This is a genomic window from Acinetobacter sp. UBA2581, from assembly GCF_002339435.1.
Lineage (GTDB): Bacteria > Pseudomonadota > Gammaproteobacteria > Pseudomonadales > Moraxellaceae > Acinetobacter > Acinetobacter variabilis.
The window spans coordinates 1-18,656 of sequence record NZ_DDLD01000082.1 but is presented as its reverse complement, the minus strand read 5'-3'; the positions used below and the strand labels follow the sequence as shown (position 1 = coordinate 18,656).

25 protein-coding genes are annotated in these 18,656 nt (G+C 41.5%); 2 read left to right on the top strand and 23 right to left on the bottom strand.

Annotation, left to right across the window (positions count from 1 at the left end; genetic code table 11):
• From B3Q46_RS10230 to B3Q46_RS10120, 23 genes are all read right to left on the bottom strand, one after another.
• Entirely contained in the window at nt 1–441 is a 441-nt protein-coding gene (locus B3Q46_RS10230; RefSeq protein WP_286715213.1) for a gp436 family protein, read from the bottom strand.
• A 7-nt stretch (nt 442–448) separates the two neighbouring features.
• Nucleotides 449–808, bottom strand: a complete 360-nt coding sequence (locus B3Q46_RS10225; protein ID WP_180033884.1) for a hypothetical protein — start codon at nt 806–808, stop codon at nt 449–451.
• Nucleotides 809–818: 10 nt separating this feature from the next.
• On the bottom strand, nt 819–1,898 hold the full coding sequence (locus B3Q46_RS10220) for a major capsid protein (RefSeq protein ID WP_010117674.1): 1,080 nt from the start codon (nt 1,896–1,898) through the stop codon (nt 819–821).
• Between the two features lie 5 nt (nt 1,899–1,903).
• A complete protein-coding gene (locus B3Q46_RS10215) occupies nt 1,904–2,275 on the bottom strand; it encodes a hypothetical protein (protein ID WP_034171155.1) in 372 nt (123 codons plus the stop codon).
• Between the two features lie 3 nt (nt 2,276–2,278).
• Nucleotides 2,279–3,250, bottom strand: a complete 972-nt coding sequence (locus B3Q46_RS10210) for a hypothetical protein (RefSeq protein WP_286715209.1) — start codon at nt 3,248–3,250, stop codon at nt 2,279–2,281.
• 502 nt (nt 3,251–3,752) lie between these two features.
• Nucleotides 3,753–4,958 carry a phage minor head protein gene (locus tag B3Q46_RS10205; protein WP_286715206.1) on the bottom strand — a complete coding sequence of 402 codons (1,206 nt, stop codon included), beginning with the start codon at nt 4,956–4,958 and terminating at the stop codon, nt 3,753–3,755.
• Nucleotides 4,936–5,139 carry a hypothetical protein gene (locus B3Q46_RS10200; RefSeq protein ID WP_286715203.1) on the bottom strand — a complete coding sequence of 68 codons (204 nt, stop codon included), beginning with the start codon at nt 5,137–5,139 and terminating at the stop codon, nt 4,936–4,938. The genes B3Q46_RS10205 and B3Q46_RS10200 overlap by 23 nt, the downstream gene beginning before the upstream one ends.
• Entirely contained in the window at nt 5,139–6,623 is a 1,485-nt protein-coding gene (locus B3Q46_RS10195) for a phage portal protein family protein (protein ID WP_286715202.1), read from the bottom strand. The genes B3Q46_RS10200 and B3Q46_RS10195 overlap by 1 nt, the downstream gene beginning before the upstream one ends.
• Before the next feature lie 9 nt (nt 6,624–6,632).
• Nucleotides 6,633–8,168: a phage terminase large subunit gene (gene terL, locus B3Q46_RS10190; protein ID WP_179992503.1), complete on the bottom strand. Its 1,536-nt coding sequence runs from the start codon at nt 8,166–8,168 to the stop codon at nt 6,633–6,635.
• Nucleotides 8,169–8,633: a DUF2280 domain-containing protein gene (locus tag B3Q46_RS10185; protein WP_005236588.1), complete on the bottom strand. Its 465-nt coding sequence runs from the start codon at nt 8,631–8,633 to the stop codon at nt 8,169–8,171.
• A gap of 47 nt (nt 8,634–8,680) precedes the next feature.
• Nucleotides 8,681–9,322: a putative metallopeptidase gene (locus B3Q46_RS10180; RefSeq protein ID WP_180003549.1), complete on the bottom strand. Its 642-nt coding sequence runs from the start codon at nt 9,320–9,322 to the stop codon at nt 8,681–8,683.
• On the bottom strand, nt 9,282–9,722 hold the full coding sequence (locus tag B3Q46_RS10175) for a hypothetical protein (protein ID WP_180003551.1): 441 nt from the start codon (nt 9,720–9,722) through the stop codon (nt 9,282–9,284). Before B3Q46_RS10175 ends, B3Q46_RS10180 begins: the two co-directional genes overlap by 41 nt.
• 1,166 nt (nt 9,723–10,888) lie before the next feature.
• Nucleotides 10,889–11,293: a type II toxin-antitoxin system HicB family antitoxin gene (locus tag B3Q46_RS10170; RefSeq protein WP_286715192.1), complete on the bottom strand. Its 405-nt coding sequence runs from the start codon at nt 11,291–11,293 to the stop codon at nt 10,889–10,891.
• Nucleotides 11,294–11,340: 47 nt separating this feature from the next.
• Entirely contained in the window at nt 11,341–11,523 is a 183-nt protein-coding gene (locus B3Q46_RS10165; RefSeq protein WP_286715189.1) for a type II toxin-antitoxin system HicA family toxin, read from the bottom strand.
• A 93-nt stretch (nt 11,524–11,616) separates the two neighbouring features.
• Nucleotides 11,617–11,790 carry a hypothetical protein gene (locus tag B3Q46_RS10160; protein ID WP_286715186.1) on the bottom strand — a complete coding sequence of 58 codons (174 nt, stop codon included), beginning with the start codon at nt 11,788–11,790 and terminating at the stop codon, nt 11,617–11,619.
• A gap of 1,261 nt (nt 11,791–13,051) precedes the next feature.
• Complete coding sequence (locus B3Q46_RS10155) at nt 13,052–13,738, bottom strand: hypothetical protein (RefSeq protein ID WP_191112100.1); 687 nt, start codon at nt 13,736–13,738, stop codon at nt 13,052–13,054.
• Nucleotides 13,739–13,857: 119 nt separating this feature from the next.
• Nucleotides 13,858–14,298, bottom strand: coding sequence for a hypothetical protein (locus B3Q46_RS10150; RefSeq protein ID WP_286715182.1), 441 nt, complete (start codon nt 14,296–14,298; stop codon nt 13,858–13,860).
• The gene (locus tag B3Q46_RS10145; protein WP_286715179.1) at nt 14,295–14,705 is read right to left on the bottom strand and encodes a DUF559 domain-containing protein; all 411 of its coding nucleotides are present in this window, start codon (nt 14,703–14,705) and stop codon (nt 14,295–14,297) included. Before B3Q46_RS10145 ends, B3Q46_RS10150 begins: the two co-directional genes overlap by 4 nt.
• Nucleotides 14,702–14,959 (bottom strand): hypothetical protein, encoded by a 258-nt coding sequence (locus B3Q46_RS10140; RefSeq protein WP_286715176.1) that lies wholly within the window; start codon nt 14,957–14,959, stop codon nt 14,702–14,704. Before B3Q46_RS10140 ends, B3Q46_RS10145 begins: the two co-directional genes overlap by 4 nt.
• Nucleotides 14,956–15,699 carry an ATP-binding protein gene (locus B3Q46_RS10135; protein ID WP_286715173.1) on the bottom strand — a complete coding sequence of 248 codons (744 nt, stop codon included), beginning with the start codon at nt 15,697–15,699 and terminating at the stop codon, nt 14,956–14,958. The genes B3Q46_RS10140 and B3Q46_RS10135 overlap by 4 nt, the downstream gene beginning before the upstream one ends.
• Nucleotides 15,696–16,595, bottom strand: a complete 900-nt coding sequence (locus tag B3Q46_RS10130) for a replication protein (protein ID WP_286715170.1) — start codon at nt 16,593–16,595, stop codon at nt 15,696–15,698. Before B3Q46_RS10130 ends, B3Q46_RS10135 begins: the two co-directional genes overlap by 4 nt.
• 49 nt (nt 16,596–16,644) lie before the next feature.
• On the bottom strand, nt 16,645–17,124 hold the full coding sequence (locus B3Q46_RS10125) for a phage regulatory CII family protein (RefSeq protein WP_005171431.1): 480 nt from the start codon (nt 17,122–17,124) through the stop codon (nt 16,645–16,647).
• Between the two features lie 56 nt (nt 17,125–17,180).
• On the bottom strand, nt 17,181–17,405 hold the full coding sequence (locus B3Q46_RS10120; protein WP_286715166.1) for an XRE family transcriptional regulator: 225 nt from the start codon (nt 17,403–17,405) through the stop codon (nt 17,181–17,183).
• Nucleotides 17,406–17,522: 117 nt separating this feature from the next.
• Here B3Q46_RS10120 and B3Q46_RS10115 point away from each other — a divergent pair, with 117 nt between their 5' ends.
• Complete coding sequence (locus tag B3Q46_RS10115) at nt 17,523–18,296, top strand: LexA family transcriptional regulator (RefSeq protein ID WP_286715163.1); 774 nt, start codon at nt 17,523–17,525, stop codon at nt 18,294–18,296.
• Nucleotides 18,297–18,403: 107 nt separating this feature from the next.
• Nucleotides 18,404–18,652 (top strand): hypothetical protein, encoded by a 249-nt coding sequence (locus B3Q46_RS10110; RefSeq protein WP_286715160.1) that lies wholly within the window; start codon nt 18,404–18,406, stop codon nt 18,650–18,652.
• Nucleotides 18,653–18,656: the final 4 nt, after the last annotated feature.

Below are 18,656 nucleotides of genomic sequence, written 5' to 3'. Positions count from 1 at the left end.
TCACTTCATACTGGGCATCTGGTCCAGGATAGAATCTCCAAATACACCACCGGTATATGAAGTACCGACTGGTGCTGTTGAAGGTCGTCCTTTAGGTTGGTCATCCACGATCTGGTTTGTTTCTGGTAACTGAATCTGCAAATGTGCTTTGTTATCAGCCACACGTTTTAAGAATGCAATTGCATCCTCATAACGCTTCCGGGCCTCTTCGATGGGTTGCTGGAAGTAAAGACGATAGCGTGCGATGTCACACGCCATACGCTTTAAGTTACTAGGCACATTGGGAAGTGGCAAAGGATAACGACCACCGATATGACCGTTAATCTCCTCTGTTGCATCCTGAATTGCATCAGTTATTGAAGACTGAGAAGGAAGCATCGCTTTCAGATTTTCAATCTCATCACCAAATCGTGCGACCAAATCTGCTTCAGTCGCATACATAGATCACCTACTTGGTTTCGTCAGCAGGTTTTGAGTCTGCTTTAGGTTTTGCAGCAGGCTTCGCCTTTTCAAGTTCAGCCACCTTGGCTTTAAGCTCAGCAATTTCTTGCTCGGCTTTAGTCTTGTCGGCAGTTGCCGTCTGATTGGCTTTGGTTAAGGCTTCATTGGCTGCTGTTAGCTCAGCATTGGCCTTTTCCAGTTCAGCCAGACGAGCAGCGGTATTGTCTGCTTCTGGCTCTTCCGGCTCTTGATATTCTTCAATAGCCCCAGATGCTAAAAGGGCCTGAAGTTGTTTAGCTTCAAGCCCTTTGATTTCATCACCTGGCATAAAATGCCCGATGGATTGTTTTGCTGTGTACTTCGGCATGTCTTGCTCCTTATAGAGTGATAAAGCCAGTACCACCAACGACACCGTTCTTATTAGACGGCACAACCAGTGGAGCAGATTCGGTCATCAGCATGATGCCGCTTGGATCTTCACAGTACCATTGACGGTCAAAGTACTGCTGAGCAACGCCGTTGGCCAGCATGTTCTTGATCTTACAGTGAGCTACCGAACCATTGGTATCAGAGATTAGTGAGAAGTAATCTTTAGGAATAAAGCGCTTCACTTGACCTTTGTTACGGTAAGTTGCGTCATATACCCAGAATTCGATTCCATCAAAGGTTCCTTTGAAGGTTGCTGATTCTTTTACACCAAAGCTTGGATTCACTGGAACAGAAATACCCGCATATGGCGTGATGAATTCTTTTTTGAATTCTTCATTGTTCCAGAGAGCCGCCCAAACCAAGCCAGACATAACAGACAGCTTAGCTTCACCACCATCAGCAGCCAATTGACGTTCAAGCATGGTGCGAATATCCGTTACTGGCTTGGCACCCGCTTCATTCCATTTGACCAACGGCGTATATGTCAAAGACGCATCACGACGGTAATCCACCAGGTTGAGCTCATAATCATCTGAGTGAAGCGTGTATTTACCATTTTTCAGTAAATCGATAGCCATCATCATGACTGAGTTATCAATCGCATCATGGTTGCGCTTCATCACTGAGATTTGAGCAATGATCATTTGCTCTTGCTCAGATAGTCGCTGGTTACCAGTTGAGATGATACCTGCAGTACGTAAACGCTCAAGCAAGGCAATTTCAAAAGTTTCTGCCGGAGTGACCTGATTCTTTGGCTTGTAGTAAGCCGGTTTAACGTGGCGTACTTCACCAGATTGAGTAGTATCAAATGGCTTACCAGGCTGTTGCGGTGATACCAGTGGTGCCAGATCATGTTCAGCTGATAATTCAGCCAGTGGCACATCATCACGCGTGAATAACGGGCGATTAGGGAAAAGCTTATCTAAAAGCCATGTGTCCATTGGACGGTAATTCGAGTGGATCAGTGCCAGCTCACCCACATCAAGAAGTTCAAGTGGAGCACCTTCAATATTAAAAGACTGTGGCATGTTGTTTACACCTTAGAAAGTTCGATTTTGTTTTTAGTTGCCTGTGCACGCGCTGCATCATATTCTTCAGCAGCAAGCAAAGTCCCATTAAGCGATACAGCTTCAATACTGAAAACCCCGCCGTAGTAGACCGGAATTTCGATTCCATCAGCGGCCTTGATTGTGGCTTCTGCAGCCGTAACGTCTTGGCCACAAATCACATCCCATGTTTTTTCATCAGTAGCGTGTGTGAGTACATTCGCATCTGAAAGTGTAAGTAAGTCGCCTTTTTTATAGGCTGTAGCGGTAGTTACTTTGGCATTGGCACGTCGTAACTTTTCATTGTCTAGGACCAGCTTTTTAGACTGAACCGTAATTTTTGGAATAACCTGGCTCATGAATTATTTCCCCTTGTTTTGTTCTGCGAATGCTTGTGCACCAGAAGTGAATTTGTGAGTGTCAGTGTTAGTAGACTGGTTACCCTGCCCCGGATTGGCTTGATGAGTGAACAGGTGAGCAAATGCCGGATTTACACTTGGTGTTTGTTGGGTCTGTGGTGTAGCTGGCGGCTGTTGGCTACCTGCAGAAAATTGGCGAAGCTGTTTGGCAGTAAAGGCAAAAACTGAATCATCCATATTGGTATAAGCTGTTTTATCTTCAGCACTGAACTGTGTTTTCAGCTCAGTTTCTAAAGCTGCAATTTCATCAGCACGTTTTTGCGCTTTGAATTGCTTAAGTTCAGCCAGTGCTTCATCACGCTCACGCTCTGCCTGCTCTTTGGCCTGTTGTGCTTTTTCTAATTCGGTCACGTCTGTGTCCTCTGGTTGATTAAATTGTTTTGGAGAGTGACTCGCTGCCACGGCGTTTGTGTTGTCATCCGCACCCAAAGCACAGAAAGACACTTCACGAATACGACCACCACGGAAAACCGTGATAGGCCCTTGATGCACTTTTCCATTTACAGTGACTGATGCACCTGCTTGGATTTCTTCGACTGCAGAGGGTTCAATGCGCACTGACATCTGCCATGGAAAGCCATCGTCAGAGTCCTGGGCAACCTGAGTACCGAACTCATTACTCATTAGGTCACCTGAAACTGTTAGACCGTTCTGGTGATCAATGCTATGGCTATTAATGGCTCCAGCACGTTGCCGAGTTGAGTGATCCAGTAACGCAGGAATTCGACCTTTAATTTGCATAGAATCCAGATCAAAGATGATTCGATCCCAATACCAATGGTCGGTAATAACTTCACCACTGTATGCAACACCGGAGAAAGTACGCTTCTTCTTGCCTTCTTCAGCTTGATCGACATTTAAGTTACCGACCTGGAAGCAATACTGATTCGGCTTATGTTCCTCTTCTTTTGGCATTTTTCATGCTCCATAAAAAAACCGCCCTTTCGGACGGCGTAAAATAGCTACAAATAAACCCACCGAGGTGGGTAAATAGTTCAAGTATTCTTTATAGGTATCAGCTTAAGTTTCCATTCACTATCAAACCTCTTATTTAGAAAGTTTGTTATCTGGTTCTCACGATCTTTGAACTCATATGGAGTTAAGACTATTGCATTCCTTCCGCTAGATACCCCATACCTTGTAAATCCCGTAAGCGCTCTCCTTGTAGAAGTATTATTTGACAAAAGAACCCTTGCCTTTCCTTCTCTTATTAAACGCTTTCGGCCTCTTATTTTAGGGCACTTATCTGCAGGTATTTCGATCTCAATTGCAAAACAAACCATATCCCAACCAAGTGACTAAGCTGTACAGATTTTATAAGTCTACTTTGCCCCTAATCCAATATTTAAATATTCCATTCGTTGTATAAAAAATGTAGCTTAAACATTGTCCTATAGCAGATTAGTTAATTAAAAGATTAATTAACTAGTGGTCTGATCGTATAAACCATCTGCCCTTCAACCGCTTCAATCGAAACAACCTCAAATGACAATCCCATCGGTATTAAAACGCCGTTACCAGCATTCAACATATCCAGATCAACACCCAAGCCTTTAGCATTCTCAATCTTAATCACGATATCTGAAGCTGTATCAGCCATCAGCAACGGCGCATTAAGCTGAGCTGTCTGCCCAACCTGATAAGCCGCTACTTGATTAAGTGTCGCAGCACCCACCACGGTTGAAGCCGCATTGCTCGCCACAGCTTGAATAGCTGCCAGATCAGTACTCAGCCAGCGCTTAAGTACATCATCAGCTAGTGAGCCTGTAGCAGAGTTTAAATAGCCAGTCAGTGCGGCATCATTTCCCTGCACATAGTCCAAGAAGGTGCGAATCGCACTTGGTCGAATGCTTGGATCAAGTGGTATTACTGTATTGGCCACAGTATCGAATAAGTCCCGAGTCTTATCATCCATCGGAGTAAATAGGCTGGTGAGCTTTTTACTCGCCGTCCATTCAGCCTTAATGACCTCTTTCTGCTCGAGGAGATATTCTTTATCCAGACTTGAAGTGCTGATCTTTTTATCTACCAGCGACTCAAGCTCACCAAACTGCAATGGGTGAGAACTCCAGTCCAAAGCCTCGGCAATTTCAGGCAACTGATCATCAGGTGTAATGCCGTATTTCAGTGCCTGCTTCTCGGTTAAGGCAATCACGGTGCACCGGCAACGAAATCCCAATGGTGGATAATGCGTCAGCCAGAACGGATCATCAATCGGACGAACAATCCGGTTCAAAGCCAAATGACTCGGACGCACCCGGCTATCATTGATCGCTGAGTACATTAGATATGGTTGTTTAGCCTTATTCCGTTGCTGTTGTTGCCACCGGCCATGACCATAAGCGCTCTGGATATTGGTACGGAATACATTGTCCAGGTAATGCTTTGGCAGAATGATTTCAGATTCTTCAATGAGCTTCTGAAAATCTTTAAAAGTACCGCCGTCGGCAATCGATTTATTCACCGCCTTAATGACTGTTTCAATCTGCTCAAGACTTGATAGGAAGCTAACCGTGGTTGCCAACTGCCGGGTCTTTAGATCCATTGAGTAAAACTCATCAGGTAGCACAATCTTTTTACTGTGAGCATACCGAAGCGCCTCAAGGAAGGTAACTGGTTGCATTGGTGGTATCCTTGCCGTAAACACGCTTTGCATTCAGCCAAAGCTTGAAATACTCATCACGAACATCAAAGTAATGGCCTAATTTCTTACGCTGATATATTGAGAATTCATCGAAAGTGAGTCCACAATATTTGGTGCAAAACTCTTCAAACTCATCATATAACGCCTGAATATCTTCCATCACTTGCCCTCACTTGCAGCCACATATCCCAACACATCCGCAGCATACAAAGCTTGGTCCAGATTGGCCGTGAACTGCGTCTGAGTTGCATCAGGTATCAATTGCATCAAGTTATAAGCCAAGCTTTCTGGACTATCAGACTTGAATATCAATTCCTTGACCTGATCCGGTTTTAATAGCTGCAATTCATCTTGGCCATCAGTTAGTTCTTCAACTTCCTGTTGTTCTGGTGATAACTTGTTTGCTTGTGCCTTGAAGTTAAACGCCGTCTTAGGCAATGCAGTAAATTGATTGAAGCTAGTTTGAGGCTGTTCAATCACATCACCATCTTCAAGCCCGTACTCACGCTTAAAGTATTGTGGCGTTAAGACTGCACCGGCATTCTTTAACTTCACATCACGATCCGCTTTAGGCTCTTCCAGTGATTTCTCTTCACCAATGATGACCCGGTGGCGTTCCCAGCCATTGATATCACATAGCGCGTTAATAATGGCTTGTATCGTTGGCATGATCATCCGGACATCGGCTTTATACTTTGAGTTTTGCACTTCAAGATGCACATCACCTAAAGCTCGCGAACCTGCGCCATCGGTACCACTGGTTAAAGTCTGACCCAGAATCACCTTTTGAATACGGCGCTCAAGGTTCTTGTCAAAAGTTTCGAATGTCTGTGATGCGTTGCCATTGGTATTGGCTGTTTGGATTTCTACCGAATCTGTACCACTTAAAGCAATCACCGAACTGGCATGCGCTCTAAGTAGTGCATCACGCATATCTGTCGTCTTGCCGGCAGTTTTACCAACCAGCATTGGTAAGCCAAACTTTTCAACAAACTTGGCCCAGAACTTAAAGCCAGACGTTTTGAAGAACCAGACCCAGTACAGTCGACTTAAAAGAGCCTCACCTAATGGATTCTCATAAGTAGATTTACAACGTGTCAAAAAGTGTTTGAAGCGCTGGTCTACTTCCTGATCCTGTCGAGTCGTGTTGTAGTTGGCCAGCAGCATCAGACGACCATCATTCTTAGGCTCATACCATTGCATTGGCTTTTCACCAATCCACTTAAAACCAATAAACGGTGTAATGGTATTGCCATCAATATGTAGGCTCGGTTCCTCAGGCTTGGTATAGATTGCCTCTAATACAGAATATCCGTACCAACGAGCATTCTGTGCACCCAGTAGAATCTCAGACCACCACTCCCGCAAATGCTCCATAATGATTTTTGACTCTGGTCGATCCATCGGCTCTACACGCCATGATGCGCTCTCAAGTTTATCCTGGCGTTTTTCAATGGCCTGATAAATCTCATCGTCATACATCATGACTTTTAAACGTGGACGGGTGACGCCAGCTTTTCGCAGCACTTCATCGCCGTCTGGCATTTTGGTCAGATAACTGATTAAAGCCTGTTCAGCTTCATGAGAATACAGTGCACCAGCTTCAGGTTTTGCATTCTCAGGTTTTTTCCTTTTCTTAGACATAACTCAACCTTATGCAGCCGGAGGGCTGTAATTAATCGCAATTACTGCATCTTCAATCGCATCAATCAGCGTATCTACTTGGTCATCATGATCATGGGTAAATGCCGCATTGAATGCTTCACACTCTTCAAAGAATTCACCGACCCAATGTGCATCTTTAGGTACCATCACAAAACGATCTTCCGGTTTATCCTTATAGTTTGCTTCGAGATGGACCTGCACATCCATGAAACGGGATAGCTTGTCTGTATTACGCTGGACTGGAATCACAGCGACACCGGAGTAAGTGCCGAGTGTTTGGATCAACTGAGTACCAGATGCCTTATCTTCTACTTTCATGTAGCGGATAGGTTTGGTATGCCAGGTGTATTCCTTGTGCTTATCCAGAAAGGCTTTAGCCTGACGATTCAGTTCTGGTGCTTCCCATTTACCGCGCAAGAGATCTAGCAAGTACAACTTTCCATCTATGCCCATGCCTACAAGCAGGAATACGGAATAGTCATTGTGCTCTTTGGTCTTTTGAGCAGTATCGACAAGGACAGCACGCCACTGAAGTTCTGGAATATCTTTATAGAATCCAAACCATTCAGACTTGATTAAGTCACCACCAAGTTTCTTAGGCTGCTGCATGTACTGACTAGAGAATGTATAACGGGATACCGTGGCACCTTCTTTATCCTTGCCACCCTTTTCAAGTTGTAATAAGGATTGAAGCGATTCTTTCTTTGGCCAGTAACTTTGGCGACCCTGCTCATCACGCTCTGCATCTCGCGGTACCAGCTTTTGAATATGCTTTGGCAAGGTTGCAATGTACTTATCATCAATTAATGCCGGAATAGATATTTGAGTCCATTCACCAGGTAGATTGCCTGTCATGACGAAATTGGTTGGATCCTCAGTATGCAGGCGCTGCATGATCATGATGATGGGTGTATCAGACTTGGCCTTACGTGAGTTCACCGTATTAAGTAACTTGCGATTGGCGGCATCTCGTTTGATCTTACTGAAAGCATCTTCTGGCTTTAATGGGTCATCAATGATGATACAACCTGTAAAGCCATCATCAGCCAGTGTCCCTGCACGTCGACCTGTTACCTGTCCACCCATAGAGGCCACATAGACATGACCTACATCGTAGTCCTCAACTGTAATCTTCCATTCCTTTTTGGAGTCAGTACTATTGGAAACCGTTAAATCCCACATCAGTCGATAGTCTTTCGACTTCACAATGTCGCGTGCCGTATCTGATACGCCCTCAACCAGTGATTGAGAAAAAGATAAATACAGAAATCGAGAACGTGCATTTAAAGCCAGTCCACGTGGTATTAGATTGGTTGTCAATTCAGTCTTACCAGCACCTGGTGGAACATTAATGACGACGTTTGCTATCTCACCCGCAATTACCTGATCAATAATCCATGAGATATAAACATGGTGCCAATTCACCGTGAATTTAAAACCCATACGGGGCTTAAAGAATCGCCGGGTGAAATATAAATGCTCATCTTCACACAGCTTTTTTTCAACCTGTGTTTGCAGATCCATTTAATATTCCTCTTGGGCCTTCTTCACTGCAGCTTCAACCTGTTCTTGAGTAGCATGGACAACTGTAGTCTGTAATGCTTCACCGTCCTTACCCGTAATTTCTTGTCTGTTAGTGAATTGACCACCTACATCCTTAGCAGCCTGTTCAAGAATCTTAAGTGCTAATTTTGCATTCTTGGTTTTTTCAAGTTGCTTCTGATATTGCTTAAGCCGGTAATACTTACTAGCAATTGGAATATCTATCAAACCTTCATCAAATTTCTTACGAGTCTGGTTGAATAGATCTGCAAGTTTTTTCCCGAGATTGCGACCCGCATATTTAGTCGGGTCATAGTTTTCACACTGACGACGATCGATTTCGATGTTGAACTCTTGCTTGACCAACTCCGCAACTTCTTGAGGGGTATCACGGCATGCAAGAGCTTGAACAATAAATATTTTTACAGGCTCTTTAAGTGCTGCCATAAATCCCCCTTTTGTCATGCTACGTCATGCAAAGTAGGCAAAAAAAATTAACCGATGACACAGTTCCCACAACACGCAGCAATACTTGTTTCAGATACAAACGGCGCATTCTTGGCAATTTCAACGAGACGTTTCACTGAATCATCAGCTCCCCATCGTTTAGTCTCACCAAAGAACACTTCCACGTCATGGCCAGCTAAGTAGTGCTTAGGCAGCCCAGTTACATCGCTATAAATGATTTCGCCATCTTCATCACGCTCTACACCGATGTGATAAAGCTCATGCTCAATCAACCGGCAGAAGTCTCGATCTGTAGCTTGTTCACAATAAGTAGCGTCAACGGTAATCAGATATTGAGGTACGAAGCCAAACCAGTCCCGCATCTGTTGTTCCTGGCGCGCTTTCTTCCAGCCACCCACGTTAAACATGACCTTTTCACACTGGCCTAATACCATACGTTTTTTCGCTAGAGCGGCAGATGAAGCCCAGGCAAATGCAAGGAACTCATCATTGTCGTGAAGTAGTTCAGCAATATGATCATGATCTGGGTTGTGCAATTCACCACCTAAAGTAAGCCAATTCTTCACAACCCATTCTTTAAGCTCTGGTGCAGGTGCCAAGCGAATAGCTTCCTCTTCCTCAGCCTGGTCAATCAGATCCGTGGGTGGGAATGGTCTGAACTGTTCCATAAGATGCCTTTAAATTTCTAAGCCACTGTATAGCCCTATTGGATGATGAGATATCAGATACTTTAAAGCGAATGTACCGATACCCCATTTCTTCAGCATGGTCATAACGATCAATGCTCCATGCTTTAGTAGCCAGCTTACCCTTACGGCCACCAGACCACGGACCACCCGCTATTTCAATCAATGTGAGATAACCAACCAGGTGCAAATCGAAACGCCAATGTTTAGTGGTTTTAAAATGAAAATATTCTTCATATTTGATTTCCATCCGATCAAGAATCTCTTTCAGTCGATCGAATGCTTCTAAGTATTTCTCACTAGGCTTAGGTAATGGTCTGTTGCGAGGTTTTGTTTTAATCGGCTTTTTACAGACAAGAGCTTTATATGTATTAATTTCCATAATTCCCTACTTTTATTATGGGATTATCTAATACTAGACAAATTAATGAATAAGCTTAATTGATATATTTTTTAATATTCTTTTACATTTTAGCAACTTAAATTCGCACTAAAAAGGTATGATTTATTTTTAATAAACAATAGCTTATTTGACTAGTTTTTATTAACAGTTATGATTGTTTCACAACAAAAAACTCTTGATAAAAATTTTACAGCAAGCCTATGACTCTACTTGGTGGTTTCATAGGTTTTTTTTCAATCCCGTATGTCTTTTGGGGAAGATATACGGGATTCTATTTTTTATATTTTTGAAAAATAAAAACCCCGCCAATATCTAGTATGTAGCAGAGCTTTAGCGCCAACATGGCTAATTATTTAACTTCTTTCACAATCCTGGCATTCTTTCTTACCATCGTTAATTTCAGTCGCACCATGAAGACCAAATAAGCAGAGTAATAATCGGAGCATGTTTTTCTCCAGACAAAAAAATACCTCCCTAGGACAGGAGGCAGAAATTAAGAACCTACAGCGATAAATGCATATTTCTAAGGCGCTAAATATATATTGGGTCTAATAAAAATACAATAAATATTAAATAAAAAATATCCCGCTTAACCTGGGGTAGTTAAGCGGGTAAGCTCTCGTACTTCACTATAGTTTTATTTAGCTCTTTAACACTTCTGGAGAACGTTTAAAGTAGCACTTTTATGGTGCGGCGAAAGTATAAGAAGCATTGCTGAATGGTGTGTATTGGTTGGCTTTGTGTTGATATTGGTTACTTGTTAAACAGGACTCACAATATTGAAATATTTATATGATCTAGTTACCACCACAGAAATCCTATGCTGTGGTCCATAGCTACTCCCTACTTTGATTGCCAGTGAATAGGCACACTACTAATCAATTTTCGGTTTCGTCATCACTTGTCGGTGGGGCATCACGCCCAAATCTGATTGTCACTTTCCTGCATATCCTATTCATGCTCGATGAACTGCATGGGTTGTACCCTCTTTCGCGGGGTCTAAGCGTAGCTAAAAAGCTGTTTTAGGCAAAAGCTGGCATTTTGATTCTCCGATTTGGGTTATTTTGAGATAAATCTATTTGTGTATCAAAATCACTAGGCAATAAAAAACCCGCCATTTGGCGAGTTTTTTATGTGTTACTTGATTATGCATGAAGCATTCTTTCTGCACTCGCAGCCAAAAATGCTGAGCGTGATTTAAAACGTGCATCTTTCTTCACGCGATCGTCAATTAAATGAATCAAGCGACTTGGTAAAGTGACATTTACTTTTTCAGCTTTACCTAGATAACGACTTACATCGATATCAACGACTGCCCAAACCATACCTTGATATTCTTCATTATCAAAGAACTTAGCTGCTTCTGATGCTAAAGGAATATCATCACCATCTTCAGCTAAAATCTCTAAATGTTCAGCGATTGCCTCTTTAACATTTTCAAGTGCTTCTTCAAAAGTATCTCCTGCAGAGAAACACCCTTGAATATCAGGGACAATCACACCGAAGGCTTCTGTATCCGAGCCTCTCTCTACTGCGATTGGATATAACATTTGCCCACTCCCAAAAAAAGGTTAAATTTATCTGGAATTGCTGCGGGTCACTTGAGACCCGCTTGCTTCAGAATGCTATTCACAGTGCCAGGTGGTAAATCCTTTTTAGGATGAGGAATCGTAACCAACCTCTTCTTAGTAGGATGTTTAAAATGATGATGATCACCCTTACATCTAACTTGATACCAACCGTCTGCTTCAATCATCTTGATTAAATCCAGACTTTTCATTCAACCCCCATATTAACGTTATGGAGCAATTATAACCCTAGAGTTTTATTTAAAACAATAACCCCAGAGTTATGTTTAATAAGTTTTTCTCAATCATGCATATAGCGTCACACGTAAATTCTTAATCCGTTCTTTCAGCTTAATCATGATGCCATCAATTACCAGCAGCTCATTACGTGTCAGACCAGATCGACTGAGGTTCTGATACTTAGACAGCTCAGCACTGCAAAATTCTAAGTCTTGTTTAGCTTGTACTTTGTCTGTCATAGGTACCACCAATAAGAAAAGAAAAACCCCTCAACATCTAGAATGCGAGGGGCTTTGTTTGCCGTAATACGTTCGGCTATTTAAGGTTTCGATTAAAGCGTATTGTTTGTGTATAATTTACGTTAATAACAACTTAAATTTTATGTTAATTTGATCACGCTTTATTTTTTGAATATATATCTAATCATGAAACTCCCTTTTCTATATTCCGTACTAGGCGCTTTTATATGTATGTCTTTGGCTTGTTTAGCGTTGGCTACAACTTCACATGACATGTTCTTTTTAGAAATTTTAGGGCTTCTAGCTTTGTCAGCGGTTTTAGTGATCCTAGCAATCAAGGATACTAAATATGATCCTTTTAATTTTTAATAAAACATAGGCAATATATTCTTATCCAAACCCCATTTCTTAATGGGGTTTTTATTGTTCAACTTCTTTCAAACAATTCCGACACACCTTGATTTCTTCATCATCAATTGTGTAGTCAATCTTAGTCGCACCGTGGAAGCCGAATAAACACATCAGTAATCTAAGCATAATTTTACTCCTGGACAATCAAGCAATCATGTCGCAAGAAATGTCAGTTATTTTCACTTATAAAACATAAATTTATAACATTCATTGCTGAAATAATGTCATTAACTTTGTCGAACTAAGCAAGATTCCTTCCTGGTTAATCAAGCATTTTAATTTGGTATGATTACACTAATATTTCTCAGGGCATTAAAAGGATGTGGCGATTTGCCACACCCTGCCTTAGATTTCAATATTAACCAGCTCGGCAACTGATCTACCGCTACTCATAATCACACGCACCTAACATGCACGGTCTGCTTTACTTGCTTTCAATCCTCTTTAGGTCGGGGCGCTACTCCCTAGTCTAGATTCCCGAAGGAAGTTTACTCGATGGCATGTTCCACTGGTCAGCACTCCAGTAGGCTTAGGTCGCCTTTTTACAGACAATAAAAAGCCCACTTACTCGTCAAAATAAGTGGGCCAGTGCTGTAGTCACTTTCTTCGTATTACGTCTTCTTCTTATCGCAAAGAAAATATAACACCAAGGCTTCGATCAGAAAGTATAGAGAATATTAAGAAACTGTTTTCAAATGTTTAACTTAAGTTAATTTTCTTTTCAGGTAATAAATTCTAAGCATTAAAAGAGCCCGCCATTTGGTGGCGGTATCTTCACGATTAAATAAGAGCAGTATCTAAATGTCATACCTTGGTGTTTTACTTTTTATTATGAATTTTCAGTATTTTATTAAACTGGATTATCAGAGATCTTTAATTCACACCTAAGTGCGGCAGAAAAGTTCTCACTTTCCTCTCCAAGATTGACTGTTAATTCCAGAACAGCTTGTTCCAAGCTATCTTTTTTAACCAAAAACTCCGCTTTTAACTCTCTGTAAGCACTGGATTTTGCATCAAACTTCTCTAGCTCATCCCTTTCAAGATTATCAGAATCAATCACTTTTTGAGCGAATTCTGAATTGCTTTTAATAAAATTGTTTAGCTCATTTTTCTTAACAAGAAATTCATTAATAAGAGGCATCAAAGAATGAATTCCCTTCCCGACCTTCAGAGCAAATGCTTCTACCATGCCTTTGTTTATATGATCACAAATTAATTTGACTTTATTGATGGCAATAAAAAAATCTCTATTATTATTTAATAAAATTTCAAAAAATTGTTCTGGCACAATATTTACAAGCTGAAGATCATTTACTAAATGCTGGTACTTGGCAATTGCATCCAAATAAACCTCGCGCTTAGCTTCAAGAATATTATTATGCTGATTTAATTTAATTCCAGTCTGCCAGGCATACCAAGCAGCAAATACAATTCCTATCGCCCCAATAAATGCACTAATAACTGCAGCCCACAAAGCATAATTTGCTTGTATTTGCGCCCCTTGGATCGTTGCTGCAGCCGAAACTAACTCATTCATCGGAACCCCATATAAATAAAGCCCACCATTTGGCGAGCTTTTAAATCAACTTAGTGCATCAACGTACACTTCGGTCACTATAACAGAAATATGCCATATCTTGGCATGCCAGTCAAATACTATTCGATTCTCAATCGTTTATCGTGCCCAGCTAGATAAAACTTACCTGCATAGATCATATTTCGCAGAACATTTCGACCCAATTTGAATTCTTCTTCCATCTTACGATCTGATAAACCGCGTACATTGCGCTCAATAAATAATTTAACCGCACGCTTACCAGACTCACAAACAGTCGAAGTCTTATTGAAATCAACGATCAGTTTACGTACCTGATCAGCCTCGTAGTCACTAATATAGCAAATCACCTGATCCTTACGAGACTGCACCCCTTTGTTATTTTCACAGATTAACCAGTAGATCTGATTCACATGCAATCCATCCGGTTCATGACCTGACTTCATTCGGCTGACCTGTACATAAGCGCCGTATTGTTTAAGCCATTCCTCAATAGTGAACTTACCCCAATCCATTATTTCCGCTTTAATTGCTGCATTCATCGTATTTCCCCTACCATCTTCTCTATCTGCTGGATCGCGTGACCTGACTTCACTTGATCTGTACTAAACCGTATTACTTGAAAACCCATCATTGTTGCGGCGTTATATTTTTCCATGTCCCCAAGGTAACCTTTACCCCTTGTGTGCCTCCCTCCGCTCCAGATCCCGCCTTCGACTTCAACCAAAATTTTTTTATCAATTAAGTGAAAATCTGCTCTCCACTTACGTTCAGGATGAAAATAAAATTCCTGCTCAAACTTAATTTTTAATGTCTTTAATTCTCTGGCCAGCTTCGCTTCAAACTCATTCGGTACTTTTTCGCCTTTGACCTTGGTGCGTGTGGAGCGCCCTTTCGATTTAATAGCTTTCACCATTTTTTTGTACTCAGCGATTGAGTAGCTGGTCATGCATCCTCCACAGCACGCACTCCAAATAGCTGTTTGGTCTTTTCTGTAGCCACATACAACCTGGTGCAGTGATTACATCTAAAGGCCAAGTAGCCCGCCTGAACCAGACCGCGCAATTTTTGATTTAAAGAAGATCTAGTTTTGTCACATACATGCTCTTCAAGCTCAGCTGACGTGACCTCATGTTTAGAAAAGGCCACATACACTAGGATGTCTTTAATTTCTTCGAAACGCTGGATGCTTGGTATGTTCATACCCCACCTCCTACACGCTGATCCGCCCAATTGCACTCTATTACGGTTAAACCACCTTGCTGAAATCGAGACCAAAGACGATCACCTAAATCCTTTTGAAGCTCAGCCAATGTCAGGTTCGAAATCAGCATGGTCGGCTTCATGCGGTCATAGCGTGCATACAAAACCTTGTGCACCAGCTCTCTACGCTTATCACGGTCATGCAGCCCATACTCATCCAGGATTAACAGGTCATACTGAGTGAAGTCATAAATCACAGACTTCTCTGTAGCGTCCGGCTGCTCCCAGGCATTCATGATTCTCTGTGCCATGTCCTCACTGGTGATGTAACGTGCATATTTGCCCTTGTTGAGCAATGTCCGAGCTGTTGCGCAGCTGAGATGAGTTTTTCCTGTACCAGTAGGTCCTACCATCACAAAGTTATTTTTGTGGCCACTGATCATGTTTTTGGCAAAGGAAACAACCAGATTCAATGCATTCTGTTGACCAGCATGCTGAACGATATAATTCTTAAAACCTGACTCAGCATGACGTTCTGGAAGCATTGCACCAGCAAAGTGTTTTTCACGTACGGTACGATCAATTTCGGCCTGTGCATTTCGCTTTTGTTCTTCCAGGAACTCTACGGCGCATTGTGGGCACTTCTGGAATGGCCCAGCTTGTACCATAGGGGTTTTGTGTTTCGAGCAGATCTCTTGTGTTTGTTTCAATCCCTGATTCAGCATCGACATTGCGTTCATACGAAGTCCTCCGGGATATGTACTGGTGAATTCACTGGTGCATGTTGCTTTACCGGTTGATTGTTCCAGGCAGTGTTCACATCCAGATTAGAATTTTGTTTTTCAGAGGATTGATATGTTTTTTGAGTGTATTTACGTTTGATCCACTTCACAAAGTTTGAATACATCTGGGTGTCTGTAATCAAGCCTGCGTTCAAACGTGGTTCGTAGTGAGCATTCACTTCAAGCAAAATCTGATTCACCAGCTCTTGAGTCATCGGAGTTTCACCTGATCGTTGTAACCAGGAATTCAGAGAATGTAAATCTGGTGTCCAGAGATTCAATACCTGATCAACTGAATTTTCTTGCGCGTTTTTCTCTTTAAAGTTTTCTTTAAATGTTTCTTTAAGTGTTTCTTTAATAGTGCCCCGTTCAACGGTACTGGTCCCATCACCTTTCGCGGTACTAGTCCCGTCCCGTTTGGTGATACTAGTCCCATCACCTTTAAGGGTACTACCATCATTCGGTACTAGTCCCCTTTCGCGGTACTGGTCAGGAGTAAATTGATATTCGTTTAGGCAACCTGTTGTTCTCTCAACTTTGATTAAACCCAGCTCTTCCAGATCACGAATACATGCCATAACTGTATCGCGTTTTTTGATACCGCAATATTTTTGAAATTGAGTAATAGCAATTGGGTGTGATGCGCGGTCAAATCCTATAGTCTGGCGCATGACAAACATTAAACACTTGAATGCCTTGTCGTTTAACTGGGCCATGATCTGGCCGTCAATTAACGTGTTAGGCATTTTGGTGTAGCGCTCTTCTTTATTCGACATAGCTTTGCGCTCATTTTTTGGGAAATGAACTACTTGCCCTTGAGGTATTGGTGGTTCATGTGCTAGATTTGATTTCATATTCATTGGTTCCAATCATTAATGAATTGAATAAGCCTGATCTCAGAAATCAGGCTTTTTCTTTTTGTGTGAATTTATGCATTTGCTTGCTTAAAGCCATATCCGCTGCTTTAGCGTTTTCAATAATGCGATTAAGAATTTCACTCGCTTCCGCATACTCTTGCGGAGTCACCATGCCATCTTCCAAAACCTCATAAACCTTTTGATTGGCTTTTCCAGTTTCAGAATTCATTTGAAGCAATGCCTCTACGATAGTCATCTGACGATGTGTGCCTTCGCCACCTGCTGGCATAAGAACAAAACCTAGCATGTGCGCCCAAACTTTCAGAACTACCGGGTTTTGGGTCAAAAGCATGATCGCCTCAAACTTCTTTAGACTTGGATCATGGTTCTCCATATTTGGATTGCCATAGTTGCAAATCGTCTTGTGAGCATCACCAGTGACTTGAGCAATATCCTTTGGATCAAATCCTTCGGACTGATTAATCATCTGATGAATCGCTATTCTTGTTTCTTTCTTTAGAATCATGTGAATCCCTGTTTTTGTTCACGTTTCTTTAAAACGATTACTGATTGATAATTGGTTTAAGCAGCTATTGGGGTCTTCTTTAGGAAGAAGTCAAAAAGATTTTTGTGGGATAGCTTGTTATTGCTAGCATCAACAATTGCTTGGATAGTTTCCATGCGGGGTTTTTTACGACCATGAATCAAATGTGATTCCATATAGCCGTAAGACACCCCTACACGAGAACAAAAAATATGCTTCTCATCCTCGCTTAAGGATTTCCAGTAATCATATAGGTTTTGCATAAAAATACACCTTATAGGTAAATTAATATTAAATATACCTTTTAGGTAAAACTTATTCAACCTGTCAGGGTATTTATTTTTTCTACCTAACAGGTAAATTTAGTAATGGATTAAATAATGGGGTTTGGTATGTCTGGTTTGATGCAAATTCATGAAATACGGCTTAAGAACGCTCGAGACTTAATGAAGGAGTCTGGGTTGAGTCGTACTGATTTTGCTGAAAAGGTGGGGCTTTCTTATAATTTGGTTAGCCAATACATCGGGAAAAACCCGACTAAAAATATTGGCGATGAGACTGCAACCAAAATAGAAGAGGCTTTTGGTAAGCCTAAGGGTTTTTTGGATCAGGCAAATGCTATCACCATGCCTTTAAGTGATATTTCAAATAAAAGCGGAATCCAAATTGCGCCCATTGAATTCCGTGGTGCTGAAGGAAGCAAAAGAAATAATGTGAGAATACCGGTGTACAGGGATGTAAAAGCCTCTTGTGGAAGTGGTGTAGAAAATTTTCTAGAAGATCCAAGTGAATATTTAGATATTGATCCGTCGCTGTTAAGGATTTTGGGTATACAGGCTAAGCCAGAAAATCTACGTGTAATTTATTCTGACGAATATAGTATGTGGCCAACCGTAGCACCTGACAGCCCTCTTTTCATTGATGTAGCTGATAAAGATCCAGGCATGCTTAAAAGTGGGTCAGTGTATGTCTTTAAGCATAACTACGAGTTAAGAATGAAAAGAATCTTTATAAGTTATGCAGGTGGAACAACTGTGCGACTCGCAAGTGATAATCCTGACAAGATTCGCTATCCAGATGAATTTATTACTAATGAGCAACTCAATGAGATTGATTTTATTGGTCGCCTAGAGTCCGCTTTAGTTAAGCCGTAAAAAACTAAAAGCCGCTTATGCGGCTTGGGTCGCCCGTTTTGGCGATTAAGATAAATAACCTTGCTTGTTTGGGTTTTAAATAGTGGTTTATAGAGGGGTATATTGTAATGCAATTATTAAATTTATCGGTTGATAGAATTATCATTCATCAAATCCACCAAAAAGATAAAGAGGGAAATCCCGTCCCTCCCACCCAAAGCCATGAATTTACTAACTTGGAAGAGAAGGCGCTGGCATCATTTATTAAGAGAGTAACTGATGCGCTCGGTGAGGGATCCAAAGCAGTAAAAATGGAAATTATAAAAAAAGATAAGAATGATTTACCTTCTTTAATTGATACAATTGTCCCGTCCTGAAATA